At 28.0% G+C, this 17,089-nt stretch carries 21 protein-coding genes; all 21 read right to left on the bottom strand.

Annotated elements, in window-relative coordinates; genetic code table 11:
• Window positions 1-55: 55 nt before the first annotated feature.
• Window positions 56-607: a hypothetical protein gene (locus AC2DZ0_RS03785; protein ID WP_484643782.1), complete on the bottom strand. Its 552-nt coding sequence runs from the start codon at window positions 605-607 to the stop codon at window positions 56-58.
• A 230-nt stretch (window positions 608-837) separates the two neighbouring features.
• Window positions 838-1,212 carry a hypothetical protein gene (locus tag AC2DZ0_RS03780; protein ID WP_484643780.1) on the bottom strand — a complete coding sequence of 125 codons (375 nt, stop codon included), beginning with the start codon at window positions 1,210-1,212 and terminating at the stop codon, window positions 838-840.
• A gap of 426 nt (window positions 1,213-1,638) precedes the next feature.
• On the bottom strand, window positions 1,639-2,340 hold the full coding sequence (lepB, locus tag AC2DZ0_RS03775; protein WP_484643779.1) for a signal peptidase I: 702 nt from the start codon (window positions 2,338-2,340) through the stop codon (window positions 1,639-1,641).
• Window positions 2,341-2,787: 447 nt separating this feature from the next.
• Complete coding sequence (locus tag AC2DZ0_RS03770; RefSeq protein ID WP_484643778.1) at window positions 2,788-3,081, bottom strand: hypothetical protein; 294 nt, start codon at window positions 3,079-3,081, stop codon at window positions 2,788-2,790.
• A gap of 909 nt (window positions 3,082-3,990) precedes the next feature.
• Entirely contained in the window at window positions 3,991-4,125 is a 135-nt protein-coding gene (locus AC2DZ0_RS03765) for a hypothetical protein (protein WP_484643776.1), read from the bottom strand.
• The gene (locus AC2DZ0_RS03760; protein WP_484643774.1) at window positions 4,118-4,636 is read right to left on the bottom strand and encodes a hypothetical protein; all 519 of its coding nucleotides are present in this window, start codon (window positions 4,634-4,636) and stop codon (window positions 4,118-4,120) included. The genes AC2DZ0_RS03765 and AC2DZ0_RS03760 overlap by 8 nt, the downstream gene beginning before the upstream one ends.
• Before the next feature lie 410 nt (window positions 4,637-5,046).
• A complete protein-coding gene (locus AC2DZ0_RS03755) occupies window positions 5,047-5,883 on the bottom strand; it encodes a T9SS type A sorting domain-containing protein (RefSeq protein ID WP_484643772.1) in 837 nt (278 codons plus the stop codon).
• Between the two features lie 670 nt (window positions 5,884-6,553).
• A complete protein-coding gene (locus AC2DZ0_RS03750; protein ID WP_484643770.1) occupies window positions 6,554-6,904 on the bottom strand; it encodes a hypothetical protein in 351 nt (116 codons plus the stop codon).
• A 179-nt stretch (window positions 6,905-7,083) separates the two neighbouring features.
• On the bottom strand, window positions 7,084-7,626 hold the full coding sequence (locus AC2DZ0_RS03745; RefSeq protein ID WP_484643768.1) for a hypothetical protein: 543 nt from the start codon (window positions 7,624-7,626) through the stop codon (window positions 7,084-7,086).
• A 238-nt stretch (window positions 7,627-7,864) separates the two neighbouring features.
• The gene (locus AC2DZ0_RS03740) at window positions 7,865-8,623 is read right to left on the bottom strand and encodes an abortive infection system antitoxin AbiGi family protein (RefSeq protein WP_484643767.1); all 759 of its coding nucleotides are present in this window, start codon (window positions 8,621-8,623) and stop codon (window positions 7,865-7,867) included.
• A 227-nt stretch (window positions 8,624-8,850) separates the two neighbouring features.
• Entirely contained in the window at window positions 8,851-9,231 is a 381-nt protein-coding gene (locus AC2DZ0_RS03735; protein WP_484643766.1) for a hypothetical protein, read from the bottom strand.
• Window positions 9,232-9,243: 12 nt separating this feature from the next.
• Window positions 9,244-9,711, bottom strand: coding sequence for a type II secretion system protein GspG (locus tag AC2DZ0_RS03730; protein ID WP_484643765.1), 468 nt, complete (start codon window positions 9,709-9,711; stop codon window positions 9,244-9,246).
• 161 nt (window positions 9,712-9,872) lie between these two features.
• Window positions 9,873-10,217, bottom strand: coding sequence for a hypothetical protein (locus AC2DZ0_RS03725; RefSeq protein ID WP_484643763.1), 345 nt, complete (start codon window positions 10,215-10,217; stop codon window positions 9,873-9,875).
• Window positions 10,218-10,386: 169 nt separating this feature from the next.
• The gene (locus AC2DZ0_RS03720; protein ID WP_484643762.1) at window positions 10,387-10,800 is read right to left on the bottom strand and encodes a hypothetical protein; all 414 of its coding nucleotides are present in this window, start codon (window positions 10,798-10,800) and stop codon (window positions 10,387-10,389) included.
• 61 nt (window positions 10,801-10,861) lie between these two features.
• A complete protein-coding gene (locus tag AC2DZ0_RS03715) occupies window positions 10,862-11,242 on the bottom strand; it encodes a DUF7668 domain-containing protein (RefSeq protein ID WP_484643760.1) in 381 nt (126 codons plus the stop codon).
• 247 nt (window positions 11,243-11,489) lie between these two features.
• Window positions 11,490-12,032 (bottom strand): hypothetical protein, encoded by a 543-nt coding sequence (locus tag AC2DZ0_RS03710; protein WP_484643759.1) that lies wholly within the window; start codon window positions 12,030-12,032, stop codon window positions 11,490-11,492.
• 208 nt (window positions 12,033-12,240) lie between these two features.
• Window positions 12,241-13,017, bottom strand: coding sequence for a DUF8192 domain-containing protein (locus tag AC2DZ0_RS03705; RefSeq protein ID WP_484643758.1), 777 nt, complete (start codon window positions 13,015-13,017; stop codon window positions 12,241-12,243).
• 236 nt (window positions 13,018-13,253) lie between these two features.
• A complete protein-coding gene (locus tag AC2DZ0_RS03700) occupies window positions 13,254-13,640 on the bottom strand; it encodes a hypothetical protein (protein ID WP_484643756.1) in 387 nt (128 codons plus the stop codon).
• A gap of 414 nt (window positions 13,641-14,054) precedes the next feature.
• Window positions 14,055-14,609, bottom strand: a complete 555-nt coding sequence (locus AC2DZ0_RS03695; protein ID WP_484643754.1) for a hypothetical protein — start codon at window positions 14,607-14,609, stop codon at window positions 14,055-14,057.
• Between the two features lie 1,215 nt (window positions 14,610-15,824).
• On the bottom strand, window positions 15,825-16,256 hold the full coding sequence (locus tag AC2DZ0_RS03690) for a hypothetical protein (RefSeq protein ID WP_484643752.1): 432 nt from the start codon (window positions 16,254-16,256) through the stop codon (window positions 15,825-15,827).
• Window positions 16,257-16,546: 290 nt separating this feature from the next.
• Window positions 16,547-16,945 (bottom strand): hypothetical protein, encoded by a 399-nt coding sequence (locus AC2DZ0_RS03685; RefSeq protein ID WP_484643750.1) that lies wholly within the window; start codon window positions 16,943-16,945, stop codon window positions 16,547-16,549.
• Between the last annotated feature and the right edge of the window lie 144 nt (window positions 16,946-17,089).

Genomic DNA, 17,089 nt, shown 5'->3' with positions numbered 1-17,089 from the left:
ATTTTTCCACAAAGTGGAGTGCAGCAATTTTTTATATACGGTGTTGTAAACTGTTTTATTCACAATTTAGATTCGGAATAGGATAGTGTCCTAAAGCCCTATTTGTCTTTACCTTTTTGTATTTTCTTAAATCTTTTTTACAAAAAAAATAATCTACTCCTTTTTTCTTTTCATTGATATAAAATAATTGAACTTCCCCAGTTTTAATAGTTGTAGAGTCTATTATTTTATATTCAGACATTTTATTGATTATATCTATTTTCAATGCTTTAGATGAATCTGCCCAAATGAACAATTTATTATCTCTTTCTATATATTCTGAAGGAAAATAATTTGAAAAACTTCCAATTGAATCTTCTTTTCTTGGGAAGATTTTGTTCATCTCTATTTTATTAAAATTAACTCCATAAATTTCATCATTTATTTCTTCGATATAAATACGATAAGCTTGTTTTCTTTTAAAAATAGAAGAATTCGTAAAGTCAATAATTGAGTTATTAATCACAGTTTCAATTTCTCCTGATTTTAGCATTAAATCTTTCGATATACCACACTTTGTTAGAAGTATTGGAATTAAAAATAGAATTAGAAATTGTTTTTTATTCAAGACTATTAAATTTAATTGTTTACAACGTTTTTGTATAAGATTAGTGTGGGAGTTTGACAATTCGCGAATTGTCGACCGAGCCACTGAGCTTATACTTATTTTATGTTTTTATCTTTGTCGATCTAAAAATAGATAAATAAGTTTAAGCGGACTTTATAAATAAACCAAAACTTTAGGAAAACCATAAAAACCCACATTAATTTTATACGGTGTTGTACGTAGGTTTTTTGTCATACACTTATGAAAAATAATCCTGAAATGATAATTAGACCTAATATTATCATTCGAAATATTCTTTGTTCTTTGGCTTTTCTTTCAAATCCATCTTTTCTCAATTCCCATGAGAATAAAATCACGACAATTGTCCAAAATGGTTCTTCGATAAAATCAGATAAAAGACTTTCGTTGGATTTTCCAGTTTTCTTTAATTTATCTTTTTTTTTCGATAGGTATACGGCTGTTTCAATTTTAGTTTTGTCAATTCTTTTATTCAGTTCAGCCTCTGCTAGTTTAACTATATCAAAATCCCATTTTTCAGAAGCTCCGATAATTTCTAATAATTCATCAGTTTCTCTGTCTTTTATGGGTGGATTAAAGTCAGTCATTATTTAATTCTTTGAATTCATTTATATTACTCAATCTATGAGTTAATTCCGTCCAAATCAAATTTTATTTATTACTTGATGGATTCCTTATTTTCCAAACTTCTCTGCATTATCTGAATGTATGTTTTTCCTGGTTTCTAGAAAATCATAGATAAATTTTAACTCGGTAAAAGAAATGTTTTTTAAACTTTTCATTAATATCTAAAATTTTGGTTGGAACTTACGTACAACGTTTTTGTATAAGATTAGTGTGGGAGGTAGACAAACTTTATTTTGTCAGCCGAGCCACTGAGCTTATACTTGTTTTATGTTTTTATCTTGTCGACCTAAAAATAGATAAATAAGTTTAAGCGGACTTTATAAATAAACCAAAACTTTGGGAAAACCATAAAAACCCACATTAATTTTATACGGTGTTGTGACAAGTTATTTATTTATTATAGTACCTGTTAGTTTAGTTTTATCTATTTGTCCAATGTATCGAGAGTCTTCAGCGTTATCCCTATTATCGCCTAAAACGAAGAGTTTGTTTTTGTCAATAACTAATGGTCCAAAGTTATCCTTATTCCAGTTTTCATTGTATTTCTTCTGTATATATTTATTCTTTATTCCAATTGAATCAATTTGTCTTAAGTGTGTAAATTTTAAGGAATCTGCGACTTTATCTTGAAAAGCAACAATTATAGAATTTTTCAGATATTTATCATTTATATAATATGCTAAATGTTCATTGATAGTATAATCAATTAATTTTTTTTCTTTAAAACTTCTGAATTTATTTTTAGGTAGTTTATAATTATGACATAATTCATATTTGAAATCCATGTTTACATTGTTAACGAATAAAACACCATTTTTTATTTCTACAATGTCATTCTCAATAGCTATCAGTCTAAAGACTCTGGAGTGCTCTCCAAGAATTGAATCTTTATGTTTAAAACAAATAAAATTTCCTTTTTGGGGAGAAATCAAATTGGACGAAAAGAATTTTTCCTTTAATTTTAAATTAGGTTCATTCGCTGTAGTTGGACAATTGTAAAGTTTAAAAATTCCGAGAAGACCAATAATCCAGATTATTGAGACATATAAACCTAAAGTTATCAAGATGTATTTTATAGTTTTCTTCATTTATAGAATTTGGAATTATGACAGCTTAATTTGTTACAACGGTCTTGTATAAGATTAGTGTGGGAGGTAGACAATCCGTGGATTGTCAGCCGAGCCACAAGCTTATACTTAATTTATATTTTTATTTTTGTCGACCTAAAAATAGATAAATAAGTTTAAGCGGGCTTTATAAACAAGCCAAAACTTTGGGCAAAACCATAAAATCCCACATTAATTTTATACGGTGTTGCAAGTAGTAGTTTTGCATTTTAACAGATTCCTGTTTTTTAAAATTCCATTTTCTGTTTCAATTCAGGTTTTTTTAATTCGTTTAATTGAGAAAACCACACAGTTATTTAAAGTTAAGTTCAGCTCAGTTTTCGAGTTGTTTTCAGTATTTTAAATTTAAAGAGTTTCAAACTTTGTATAAGTGAGAAATTCTGTGAAAAATCATTAGTAAAGTGTATTTTATTTTCTATTACTTTCATATTTTTTAATAACCGGAAAACCATAGTAATATTTAGGTAACTTAGTTTTTTGTTTTCCTTTTTTGATGTTTACATTCAAACAATTAAAAGGACCAACTCCAGGATATAGTCCACAAAAAATTTTTCCAATAGCTTCATGATTTCCATATTCTTGAATGAATTTTTTTTCTACTTCTTTAAATATTTCCCATTCAATTTTTTCATAAGGATTTAATTTTTGAACAACTTTCTCTCTATTTTCTTCCGAAAGATTAAAAAAAATGTCTTTATTCAAAAAGTCACTTTTTCTTGATTTAAGAAAATTTCTAAAAAAGTTTTTTATCATTTTTGATTTTCTGTTTAGCTTTATTCAAAATGAGTGTTGCTGCGCTGAATTCCGCTATTACTTGCAACGTTTTTGCATAAGGGCAGTGTGGGGTTTTAAAATTCGTAGATTTTCAACCTAGCACTGAGCTTAAACTTTTTTATTTTTTTTATTGAGTTTAAAAATAGGGAATAAGTTTAAGTGAACGTTTTTAAATAAAAAATAATTTTCAAATTTTTTCTATTTCCCACATTGGCTTTATGCGGTGTTGGGCATTGCGGACACACAGCCGAATTTCGGACTGAGTAAGAATGCTTTCGTGTTTACATAATTTTCGTTTTTATGATAAAAAATATTTCTAGATACATATTTTCATTCCGCAAGTAGATAAAAGTCTGAGTATTTTCTTGCGTAAAAATTCTCATTCGTGCTGAGGATTCACACTATTCCATAATTCATGATTTTTTTACAAGAAATGGTAATTCGTACTATTTCATAAGGAATATTCTTTTGTAAAAGATTCACAACGTAAGAAACTAAAATCAAGAGAATTTAATAAGTTCACAAGATTAAAATTCCTAAATATTTTCAGAGTAAATTTTCGGTACTGAGGAATGCAACTAAACAACTTATAATAAACTGTGAGTAGGACTTTTGTATAAAGTCCGCCGTGTTGCCCAACGTTTTTGTATAAGATTAGTGTGGGAGGTAGACAAACTTTATTTTGTCAGCCGAGCCACTGAGCTTATGCTTATTTTGTGTTTTTATTCTTGTCGACCTAAAAATAGATAAATAAGTTTAAGCGGACTTTATAAATAAACCAAAACTTTGGAGTTTACCATAAAAACCCACATTAACCTTATACGGTGTTGCCTGCAGTTATTTTTTATTATTGCTTACTTTCGGAGGTTTGGGTGGTTTAAAACTAAAATTAGGTAATGATAAATTTACTTGTTCTCCAATAACCGGTTTTTGCTGGTTACCACTAGGTGTTTTCTGTCCTTTTTTAGCCATTTTTCTCAATATTTAAATTTACATTATAATTATTCATTAAGAAGATTTGCATTTGTTTATTAGCCTCTTCTTCCGTTTTTTTGTTTATTTTAAAAGTTGTGTCGTCTCTAAAATTATCGATATCGATTAATTTCTTTTTAAAGTCAAAATACTTTTTTTCAGCAATATTTGATTTGATATTCTGTTTCGAAACATCGTACCATAATTTTTCTATTTCTATATTCAAAAGTTCTATTTTTCTCAATTTAGCATTGAATTCTTTAGTGAACTTATGGAATGGAAAATATGGTTTTATTACGGTTACAACTTGTGAGGCAGCAATAATTATTCCCCATAAATATGATAAGTCATTCCAAATTGTCCAAGCAGCAATACTTCCTGAAGAAGTTATAGCCATAAATAAATTCAGATTTCTCTCTTTGTGCTGAAATTCTCTAACCTTAATATTAATTAAAAACTCTTTAAACTTTGAGTCATTAACTAAAGTCCATAATTTATCTTCTATTTCCATTTAAGGCTATATTTTCTATTTATTATAAAAATAAAATTACAATAAATTTACTTTCAGTTTTATAATTGTTTTTAACTTAAAAGACTAGTTATTAACACTTAATCTCAGTATTTTAATTTTTTGTTGAAAATTATAAAATACATTTCGAATAGTGGTAATTGCTGGCAACGTTTTTGGCTATGATAAGTTGCCGTTGGCAGTTTTAAAACGACCCGTTTTGGCGAACCGAACCGACCAGTACTTAAGCCAAAACATTGTGTGTGTTTTAAAACTGCGTACCTAGAGTTTCATAGCTTTTATAAGACCGTCATTTAGAAATAAAAGTTTGAACGCTTATGGGAATTTAGCAATTATTATAGCCGGTGTTAGGTTTTAGTGCTTTTGTTTTTAATTGAATTTCTTGATTTTTTCTAAAAAACAATTAATTTGTTAGTCGTGGTTTGTCCTTTTTTATTTAAGGTTTTTGCAATGTATATTCCCCTACTTTGTTTAAGTTCAATGTCTATATTATTACTATTGAAGTAGGTTTTTGTAGAAATTAATTGTCCAGAAATATTATAGATGTTAATTATTAGTTGTTGTTGTTGTGAAGGGAAGGAAAAAGAAAATATTTCGGTGCCTGGGGTATGATATACCAATGCTGTATGCTCATATTTATTGTCATCAAGACCTAGAGCTGCTACATTTGTCCAATTTATATCATCAATTCCTAAAGATAATAGATTAGCAGAGTTAACAATTATTTTATCTGCATTGTCAAATAAGCTAGTCGGTGAGAAAACTTTAGAAATACCTTCTAGTAAAAAAGGATTACTACCTAAAAGAGCTCCATCTTTCCAAGCCTCTATTGTGAGAGAATAAGTTTGATTAAAACAAGGAGCAGAAGTTAAAAATGTAATATCACCGAAGTCTACTTCAATACCACTAACAGTTTCTATGATCCATTTAGTCGCACTATAGCCACCAGCTTCTAAGTAATTAACTGTACCTACATTACAACCACTTGGATTAGACGTACGGTATATATGATTATTTACTGGGTTGGGAGTTGTCGTTTCAACAATTGTAAATTTAAAACTTTCTGATCCTGACAGAACTGTATATGGATCTGTTGTTTGCTGTCCATTAGTTAGTCCTAAATCATCAAATGTAATTACTTCTTGAGCGTTCAATGAAGTTATTAATGGTATAAAAAGGAATAATTGTAATTTTATTTTTTTTTTTTTTTGATGCGAAAGGAAGTTCATAGTTTTTTATGCAAATATATACATATGATTCGATTTACTTCTAAAGATTCGAATCTTAATTTTCAATTTTTGTGAGTTGCATTTTTTTGTTAATAAAAATGAGGAAATGAGTATGGGGTTTCTGCATTAAACCTAACGTTTTTGTATAAGATTAGTGTGGGAGGAAGACAAACTTTATTTTGTCAGCCGAGCCACTTAGCTTATACTTATTTTGTGTTTTTATTTTTGTCGACCTAAAAATAGATAAATAAGTTTAAGTGGACTTTATAAATAAACCAAAACTTTGGGCTAACCATAAAAACCCACATTAATTTTATACGGTGTTGGCAGTAGTATCTGTTAGTAAATTTCAATTACTTTGTATGTTTGATAATAGTCAGTTAAAATATTTTTCTATTTCAAATGTGTTTAAACTCTTTTTTTCTTGCTTTGAGATAACTTTATATACTTCTTTTAGTATTCCTTCAAATACTTGATTCTTTCTATAAATTACGTCGTTAAAAAAGTTGTCATCTTGTGAAATTTCACCCTCAGTGTAGAAATATTCAGCTCTTTTTAAATGAACAATAAGATCAGAGAGTTCAATTTGATTAGTTCTTTTATTGAGTCTAGAATATTCATTTGATTTTACATTAATATTAAATATAAATAAAGGTTACAAGAAAATATTTTATTCAGAATAAGATATTGTTATCCTTTCCCAATCTAGACGTTTATTAACTATGATTTTTTTCAATTTTTCAGTTCCTGTAGATTTGGTAAACTTTTGTTCATACTCATTTAGTAGAACTTCCATTTCTTTAATTTTTGTCATTGTGAGAGATTTGTTGTAAACAACTTTTTCTCCTGTTTTAAATATTTGTTCCTTATTATTCAATAAAAGTGATTTCTCGAAATTATTCCAGTCAATATCAAAACTTTTTGCATCTCTATTTTTCTTTTTAAAATACAAGATACCAAGAGAAAAACTTATTACAAGAGTAAGTATGAAAGTAAGTGAAAGTATTATTACATTTTCCATTTTAGTATATCAAAATTCTTTCAGCACTAGAGTATAATTACTGCCAACGGTTTTGTATAAGATTAGTTGCGTGATTAAAGCACTAAATTTAGCAAATAAATCACAAATAGAATGTCCGAGAGGACTTTCGTAAATAGGCTAAAACTAGCAATTAATTTTATACGGTGTTGTAAGTAGGCTTACTTTTCAAATTTGTTATAAATGTTTTTAGTTATTCTAAATATTTTTTCATTTTCTAATTTTATTGTTCCTTTTCCGCTTAAATTTTTTCCTTTTTCTCCAACAATTTTTTTAACATTTTCATCTCTTTCAAAAATTGGATTATAAAAAACTGATATTTCCAATGAGTCTTTTATAGAATCAAAATCTATTTCAGTCAATTCCTTATTTGGGAATTCATTTTTTTTATCATCTTCCCGATATTGATTGTAATCTTTAATCCACTTTTTGTCATTAACTTCAAAAGAAAATTCAATCTTTCCGTTTTTTACAGGAAATTCTCTAGAGAAAAAATGTGTTCCACCATATATGTTAGGATTGTTTTTTCGTTTATATAACCTCTCAACTGTGATTGAAAATATAGTATTTTCAGGAAAATTAGTTTCTACAACTGTTTTAAATTTATTTTCAGATGTTTTTTTCGGGTTTATATTTATTTCAAAATCTCTCTTACAGGATGTTAACAATAAAATTAATATTAAATAAATTCCGATTTTTTTCATATCTCTACTTTTTCCAGCTTACTTACAACGTTTTTGGCTATGATGAGTTGCGATTGGCAATTTTAAAACGACCTGTTTTGGCGAAATCGAACCGCAAACAAGCTGAGCCAAAACTGCCCGAGTGTTTTAAAATTGTTTTACGCGAGTTTCATAGCTTAGTTTGATGCAATTTAGAAATAATATTGTAAAAACTAGTAGGAGCGAAGCAATTTATTATAGCCGGTGTTGTAAGTAGTTTTTAAAAATCAGTTGTGAGTTGTTCAACAGAAATAATTCTACTTGTAAGTCTTTTAACTTGTTCCATTGAATATTTAGATTTAGTTTTTTCAATTTTATTTATGATTGAATTTCTTTCAGATTCTTTTTTTATAATAACATAATTTATATCGTCTGGAGTGAAAGTTAATTTCTCCTTTTGAATTTTTAAATTATATTTCTGTTTCATTCCTTGAATATTTTCTTCATTAATTTTTTTCATGTTTCCAAAAATCGAATGTTTTAAAGTTGGGTCTAAAACGTAACGCCATTCTCTTTCATCCGAAAAGCGATAATCTTTTATAGTTTTTTTTCCAATTCTTTTTAAATCAGCTTGATAATTCTTTAAATATCTAAAACAATCAAATGCAAGTTTTTTTTCCTCGGATAATTCCGTAATTTTTATTTTTTTTGATTCACCTTTTATTGTTTGCTGTAGTTTCATGAAATGGTTTGATAATGAAGAATTTTGATCTAGGTACAACACAGGGTTTAAACCATTTTTTTCTGCCCAGCTTTTTTTCAACCCTATTCCATAATTCCCGTAGTTATTTATATGCGATAAAATTTGAGAAAAAGGAATGTCACAAAATGAAACCATTGGGACAATAATATCTAAATAATCACTTTTAGTATGAATAATTTCTCTACAATATTGGACATTAAAATTATTTTCGATTATACTATTTAGTTTGGTAAGACTAGAGGTGAAATGAATTATTGAATTCGAGCTTAATGGCATATTATGATTTTTTCGGGTAATTACTTACAACGTTTTTGTATAAGATTAGTGTGGGAGGTAGACAATCGAAAAATTGTCAGCCGAGCCACAAGGTTATACTTATTTTATGTTTTTATCTTGTCGATTTAAAAATACACAAATAAGTAAAAGCGACATTGTAAAAAAGAAAAAACCTTTGGGCAAACCATAAAAACCCACATTAATTTTATTTGGTGTTGTGGCACGTTTTAAAAGTTATTTATATGAGAAAGAGCTTCAGAATGTGAAAGCTCGTTTTTTCCTTCGTAAATAAATATATGTTTTGAATTTAAATGTAGGAAAGAATCTCTTAAAGCACGTTTCTCGGTACTGGAGAGACCTCCTTCAGTTAATTCCATTTGATGAATTATTACCTTTAAAGAAGGGGCCAAAAAGTTATCTTTTGTTAATTCGGTAATTATATTCTTTAGGAAATTTTCTGCAATTTCAAATTCACCTAGTAAAACTCTTGAATTAGAGAATTTTTCTTTGGATTCTCTTGTGATACATTGTCCGGTGTCAAGTCTACATATTTTAGCTTTGTTTTTATATAGATTAGCATATATTGGTATAGAGGTAAATATTCCCATTATTTTATTGTTTTATTCTGATTTAATGTCATCATCGGTTCCAAATTTCCCGTCAAAACCTGCTGATATGATTAAAAATTTTTTTCTGTTATTAGTTGTGGAGTATTCATATGGTCGATTCCAAGAATCATTTTCCCAGAGTTTTCTTAAAGGGTTATTTCCAATTATCTCACTTAATGTCTCGGGGTATGAGTTGTATTTTTCATTCCACATTTCCATTCTTTCTGAAATCTCAGAAATTTCTTTTTTTGTTTCTTTCGGTAGCACCGAATTTCCTTGATAACTAAAAAACACAAAACCTATAATATTACCTATAACAAATATTAGAATTATAGCAATACTCGATGGTTGCAATAAATATTTTTGAAATGGTCTTTTATTTCCGTCTATAGCTTCTTTTTTTGAAACTTTTCTACGATGTTTGAAATCTCCTAGAATTATTCCAAAATCGGCTAAAATTGAAAGTATTAATTCAATCATTTTTTTCGGGGCTATGTGCTACAACGTGTTTGTATATGAAAAGTTGCGTTTTTTGGAACGCGAATTTTCATAGTATTTTGTTTTTTTATAAAAGTAATGAATTTTTCAATTTAAGTAGGAGCGTAGCAATTTTTTATATACGTTGTTGTAAACTATGCTTTTTATTTTTTCGCCATTAATTTCTCATAAAATTTTTCCTGTTCAGCGTCATTCTTTGCATTGTCAAATAAGTCAAAAAGACCAAACCAATATAGTCTCTCGTTCATAGTCATTCCGGTAATTCCATCAATTGCCGAGTTTCTAAATTCAGTCCACATTCCGTAAATCTTGTCAAAGTCATTTCGCTTTTCAATCCACGTATTGCCAAGAAATCGCTCAACATTATCTCTTAATTCAACAGCATTTCTTTCATCCGTTTTCCATTCCTGAATATTCTCGGCTAATTTTTGAACTATTTCTTCATTGGAAATTTTCCGAATATTTTTTGTCAGTTCGTCCAAATTCATTTTTCGAAATTCAGTTTAGGTATTGTTTACAACGTTTTTGTATATGATTTGTTGCGTGTTTTAAGTAACTAATTTAGTTAATAATTACCGACCAAGAAAGTACGCAAAGACTTTCGTAAGTAGGCAAGAAGCCAGCAATAAATTATATACGGTGTTAGCAAATCGTTTTTTATTTTTTCACAAGTTTCAAATTCCGTATTGCGTAGAATTCAATTCCATTTATTGGTTTTATTTTCCGCTTTTTTATTAGGTAAGTTATGGTCGAATTAATTTCATTCCATTTCTTATCCGATTTACTTTCTTTCTCCAGTTTTATAGTCAGAATAAGAGTTTCTTTTTCAATTTTCCATTCTCCTTTTAATTCCGAGTATAATATTTCGTGATAATGATAGAATTTTGTTCTATGAAAAGTTCCGTCTTTATAAAGTACTAAACTGTCAGAATCGACATAATTCCATTTAATTCCACTTTTAGATTTCTGTTTTGTCTTTTCTTTCTTATACACATATTCAGATTGGATTTCTTGCGAAACCAAAATGTTAGTTAAAAAACTAAAAATAAATATTAGAAATATTTTTTTCAAATAATAAAATTTTTGGTTATTTTCAGGTTTTGAGTGATTTTTTTACTTCGTAAATACATTATCAAGGCACATAAACTAATTGAATGTCAATTGAATATTCATTATTGTTTTCTCTTATTTCAGCATTCAGTACTAAATCGCTCAATCCTTCTTCTTTCGTATAAAGGTCTATAAGTACATTCCAATAATTTCTATAATAAATATAAACTGATGAATTCCAAGTTTCATTCGGAAGTTCAACTAATTCTTCTCCATAATCTTCAATATATTCTTTGATTTGTTCAGCAGTTTCATTTGAAATCGGATTCACGTTTTTTATTTCTGAAATTAAATTATAATCTCCTTTCACAAAACCGTTTACAATTTCCTTAAAAATCGGTCTCCAAATGTGTGGTATTGGAAGTTCATTTTCCTCGTTTTTCTCAACTTTAATTTCAGTCATTTCCTATAATTTATGATTTCCAAATTCAATTATTTCCTTTGTTGAGTTTGAGTAGTTAATGTTTGCTAACGTTTTTGTATAAGATTAGTGTGGGAGGTAGATAATTCGTGAATTATCAGCCGAGCCACTGAGCTTATACTTATTTTATGTTTTTATTCTTGTCGACCTAAAAATAGATAAATAAGTTTAAGCGGACTTTATAAATAAACTAAAACTTTGGGCTAAACCATAAAAACCCACATTAATTTTATACGGTGTTGTGCCCAGTTTTTATTTTTTCAATTAGTTTGTCAAATCGTTCATTTCTGCACCAGGCTGTTCTGTCAAAATTTATTTCGTGAACTGTTCTGTCATAATTTTTTATAATTAAAACCCTTTGTTTTCCAAAAAGAGAGTCTTCCTTGGTTTGTATATCGTAGCTTAAGTTTTTATAATCGTAATGATTATCATTTTCCTGATTATTTGCTAGGTTAACAGTTTTAATCTCTAGTTTTTGGTCAAAGTCATTAAAATCAATTTTGAAAACTTCTCCGAATTTATATTTTTTTCTAGTCCGATAGATAAACCAAGTTATAACTCCAATCGAAATTATGAGACTCGACCACAATGGATTTTCAAATAAAAGTTCAGCAGTTGTGTGTACTCTAGTCGGTTTACCTTTAGAAACTAATAATGGAATGACAATCCAACTTGCTAAAAAGAGAACAATGAATAATACAATATATTTAATTCCGATTGTAAAGAAATTTAAATCAGAAGTAGGTTTTTCTATTTCGTAACTCTCGTTCATAAATTGGGCACAACGTTTTTGTATAAAGTTAGTGTGGGAGTTGATAATCTCTAGATTATCAGCCTAGCACTAAGCTTATACATATTTAGTGTTTTTATCTTAGTCGACCTAAAAATAGTCAAATATGTGTAAGTGAGTTTATAAAGAGACCATAAACTTTGAGAAAACCATAAAAACCCACATTAATTTTATACGATGTTGTGCCACGTTATTTCTTGTTTTTCAATTCTTTAATCATTCTCGTTTTATTTTTTTCTGAAGGTAATATTTTAGACCAGGATACAATAATCAAATCATAGCCACCTGATTCTGATTTTTCCTCATCTGTCAATTTTATCACAATGTCATTTGATGCACTTACACAACTCTCTAGTCGATTTTTAACTGATTCAAAATACTGTTTTTTAGTTTGACTTCTCGAACCATTATTTCCGTAAAAGAATCCGATTTTTAATTTAGTAAAATCATAGTTTATCTTATTGTTTTTAAACACTCTATTGAAATAACCTGATTCTAGTTTTGTCAAAATGGGGTTTTCATCAAGTCCAAGTTGAAATAAGTTAGAAGGTTTTTCTTTCTCACATTCCGACAATCTTTTAATCACCTTTTCGATAATTTTTTCATTAATATCTTTTTTTTGAGTGTCCATAAGAACTAGAACATCATATCCATTTGTTTCTTTTCGTTGAATTGAATCTAGGACAATCATTTTGTTGTTGTTACAGTCGGAAATTTCATTCTTTTTGTAATAATATTTAAAGTAGTCATTTTTACTTCTCAGGTTTATTCCAAAATCAACAGATATGAATGCCGTTTTCTTTTCTTTGAAATCAAAATCAAGTCGTTGATTTTTTAATAAAGTATTCAAGTAATCTGATTCAGTCATGTTTAAAACTGGATTATTGTCAATACCTAAATACAAGCCTTGACAAAAAGCAAGTCCAATAGTCAGGTTAAATATTAAAATCAAGATAAGTTGTTTCAAATGCAGACTGTTTTATTTAATGTTGCACAACGTTTTTGTATAAGATTAGTGTGGGAGGTAGACAAACTTTATTTTGTCAGCCGAGCCACTGAGCTTATACTTATTTTGTGTTTTTATTTTTGTCGATCTAAAAATAGCTAAATAAGTTTAAGCGGACTTTATAAATAAACCAAAACTTTAGGAAAACCATAAAAACCCACATTAATTTTATACGGTGTTGGGCAACGTTATTTTAATTAAAGATTTTTGTTAAATTCTATATCCTTTTTTAATATTTTTTTTTGTTGATTCCCTCTAATGATAAATGAAATTCCACTAATTATAATTACTGTTCCTACTATCATATGAACTAGAAAAATAATTAAGCCAAAAATTAATACTAAAATACCGTAAAGGATATTTCGTTTAGGTTTTAATGACCCATTTTTAGAGTTATTATTTCCTGCTGCATCAAGTTTTTGGGTTAACTTTCTTTCTGCTTCTTCTTGGTCTTTGATAAACGATTCACATTTATCATCAAAGTCAGGTTTCTCATTTGTTAAGCTACAAGTCAATCCAATTTTGAAGTCAGTTTTTCTATTTTTACAAATTGTACAAAATTGCATTCTTTCTGTTGTTGTCATAGTCTATTTTATTATTCTTTCTTCGAGTTCATTTATAGTCTTAAATGTTTCAGTGATATATTTTTCATATTTACTTTTGGAAACACCAAAAAACCAGTTTTTTCGAGGTTTGTTAATTATTCGGTTAAAGAGAAGTTCGATTTTAGAATCGTTATCATAATTAGGGAAACTGTCTATTACTTGGTGTTGGGAAATCTGTCCACTAAAAAATTTACGTGCCATATATGCCGCATATTGTCTATCGGATTTTTTTTTGTTTTCGTTCATTACTTATGTTGCCCAACGTTTTTGTATATGAAAAGTTGCGTCTTTTGAAACGTAATTTTTCATAGTATTTTGTTTTTTATAAAAGTACTGAATTTTTCAACAGAGTAGAAGTGTAGCAATTTTTTATATACGGTGTTGGGCTACGTTTCAATTCACAATGACTACAAATGTAACTCCTACTAAAACTCCTATTCCGAAAAGCGTTTTACTGTATTTTTCACCTGCACCTATAAAAACTCCATTAATTTGATTTCTGTCAATTTCTATAATCTCTTTTCGACGTTTATTTTTTCCAGATTTATACTTTACTGAAGCTTCAGCAGTTATATAGTTTTCATTAATTTCTATTATTTTCAAATAATTAATTTTCAAATAATTGTTTTTTAATTTCCTCCGTGAATAGAACAAAATCTCTTTTTCATCTTTAGGTTCCGTTCTAGTTTTTTGACTAAAATTAAAAATCGAGTCATTTATTTTAATATTTATATCTGTGTTTTTTAATATAATGTCAAAATATCTGTTTTCAATAACCTTTCCAGTCCTTGTATTCGTTCCAGTTAATTCAATTTTTTCTTTACCTTCAAGTTTGTAATAAACAGTGTTTCCAAATCGAACCATAGGAGAAAATGGCCATATTTGAGCATAATTAATATTTGAAATAAAAAAGAATATAAACAGTAATTTTAATATTAGTTTTTTCATGATGCATTTTTATTCAAAACGTAATTCAGGTATGTTGCCCAACGTTTTTGCATAAGGGTAGTGTGGGGTTTTAAAATCCGTGAATTTTCAACCTAGCACTTAGCTTAAACTTTTTTATTTTTTAATTTGTGATTAAAAATAGGGAATAAGTTTAAGCGAACGTTTTTAAATAATAAATAATTTTCAATTTTTTTCTATATCCCACATTGGCTTTATGCGGTGTTGGGCATTGCGGACACACAGCTTAGTTTCGTACTGAGTAAGAATTCTTTAGTGTTTACATAGTTTTCGTTTTTATGATAATAAATATTTTTCAGATAGATGTTTTCATTCCGCAAGGAGCTTAAAGTCTGAGTACTTTCCTGCGTAATAATTCTCATTCGTGTTGAATATTCACACTATTCCATAATTTATGATTTTTTCACAAGAAGTGATAATTCCTACCATCTTATGAGGAATATTCTTTTGTAAAATATTCACTCCATAAGAAACTAAAAATCAAGAGAATTTAATAATTCCAGAATATTTTCAGATTAAATTTTCGGTACTGGGGAATGCAACTAAACAACTTCTAATAAACTGTGAGTAGGACTTTTATATAAAGTCCGCCGTGTTGCCCAACGGTTTTGTATAAGGTTAGTGTGGGAGGTAGACGATCGTAAGTTTGTCAGCCGAGTCACAAGCTTATACTTATTTTATGTTTTTATCTTGTCGACCTAAAAATACTTAAATAAGAATAAGCGACAATATAAACAGACCAGAAACTTTGGGAAAATCATAAAAACCCACATTAATTTTATACGGTGTTACCTGCTGTTTTCATTCAGTTTATCAATTTTCTTCGAACAACTATATTTTCCTATTCGTATTATTATAAGAATTAAAATTATAATGCTTGTAAACCAAGCGGTATTATATACTCCGGATGAAAACTCTTTTATGGGAATATATAGAGGGAAATTAAATCCGACTATTATTAAAATTAAAAATTAATAGTAATTGGTTTTAGTGAAATTTCTTATAATCCGATTATTAGTACAAATAGAAAGAAAGAATTGTATTTAGTTGCAAAACAAATTAATTCATAAAGATCAGGATTGTCTGATTTAAATGAGTATATATGGATAGGCTTAGTTGAATAAGAATTAGAACTATGGAGAAAATAGGAATGGTAATTTTCATGAAGGATTTCCTTGATGTTTCTTTCACAGCTATTTATTTCAATTCGTAATCGATTAATAACTCTCTTAATTTTAAATCTGATTTATACTCGACGACATTTTTGATAATATAATATTCATTATCGTTTTTTATATATCCTCTTTCTAATACTTTTAAATCAATTTTTTTTAGTTCATTCGTGAGTAATTCAATCGTGTTAAAGTTATTTTTTAATAATTCCGTGTTTAGGTTTTTTATACTTTCTTGATGGAAATCTTTTAACCAAATAATAAGGTCAGAAAGCATTATTTTTAAACTGTTAAATTTTATTTTATCACTCTTTAATTCTAACTTCTTTAGATTTTCAATAGGGTCAGTCCCTGGAGATTCAAACAGTTCTTTAATGAGTTTGTTTTCTGATTTTATAAATTTAATTATAATAGAAACCGTGTCTTTGTAATTATTGTAATTTTTAGAATTAATCATTTTTCATATTGCTGGTAACGTTTTTGGCTATGATAAGTTGCGTTTGGCTGTTTTAAAACGACCCGTTTTGGCGAACCGAACCGACCAGTACTTGAGCCAAAACATAGTGAGTGTTTTAAAACTGCGTACCTTTAGTTTCATAGCTTTTATAAGACCGTAATTTAGAAAAATAATTTTGAATGCAAATAGGAGTGAAGCAATTTATTATAGCCGGTGTTAGCTGCTGCTTTTTGTCGTATTAGGTTATTCAGTTAATTTCTTTCGTTAAAGACTCAATATTCTATTTGAAATTATTTCTCATTAAACGATTCATTAATTAGATTCGAGTCAATAGTAATTTTCATTGCTTTCTTGTTTTTCCTATTTGCTTTGTTGAAAATCTGTTTTTTACATTTATTGTTTTCACAGAAGTATTCTTTGGTTCCGATTTTCAGTTTTATAGTATCAATAATTTCACTAGGGAAATATTCAATAAATTTTTCGTCCCATTTTGTTCCGAATCCAAGTATTATATATCCTTTTTTATTCGGTTTGAATTCATATAAGTCAGATTCTTTATTGTTGCTTTTATTAGAATAAGAGATAATAACTCTTTCATTCAGTTTGTTGTTGACTTCAATTTTACCAGGTATATCACATCCAATTGTTATAAAACTTATTAAAATCAATAAAAATATTTTTTGATGCATTTTTGTCAATAAATTTTCGTGTACTGCTTGCTGCTAACGTTTTTGCATAAGGGCAGTGTGGGGTTTTAAAATTCGTAAATTTTCAACCTAGCACTTAGCTTAAACTTTTTTATTTTTTAATTTGTGATTAAAAATAGGGAATAA

The organism is Flavicella sp. IMCC45668, assembly GCF_057219105.1.
This window is presented reverse-complemented; position numbering and strand designations above follow the sequence as displayed.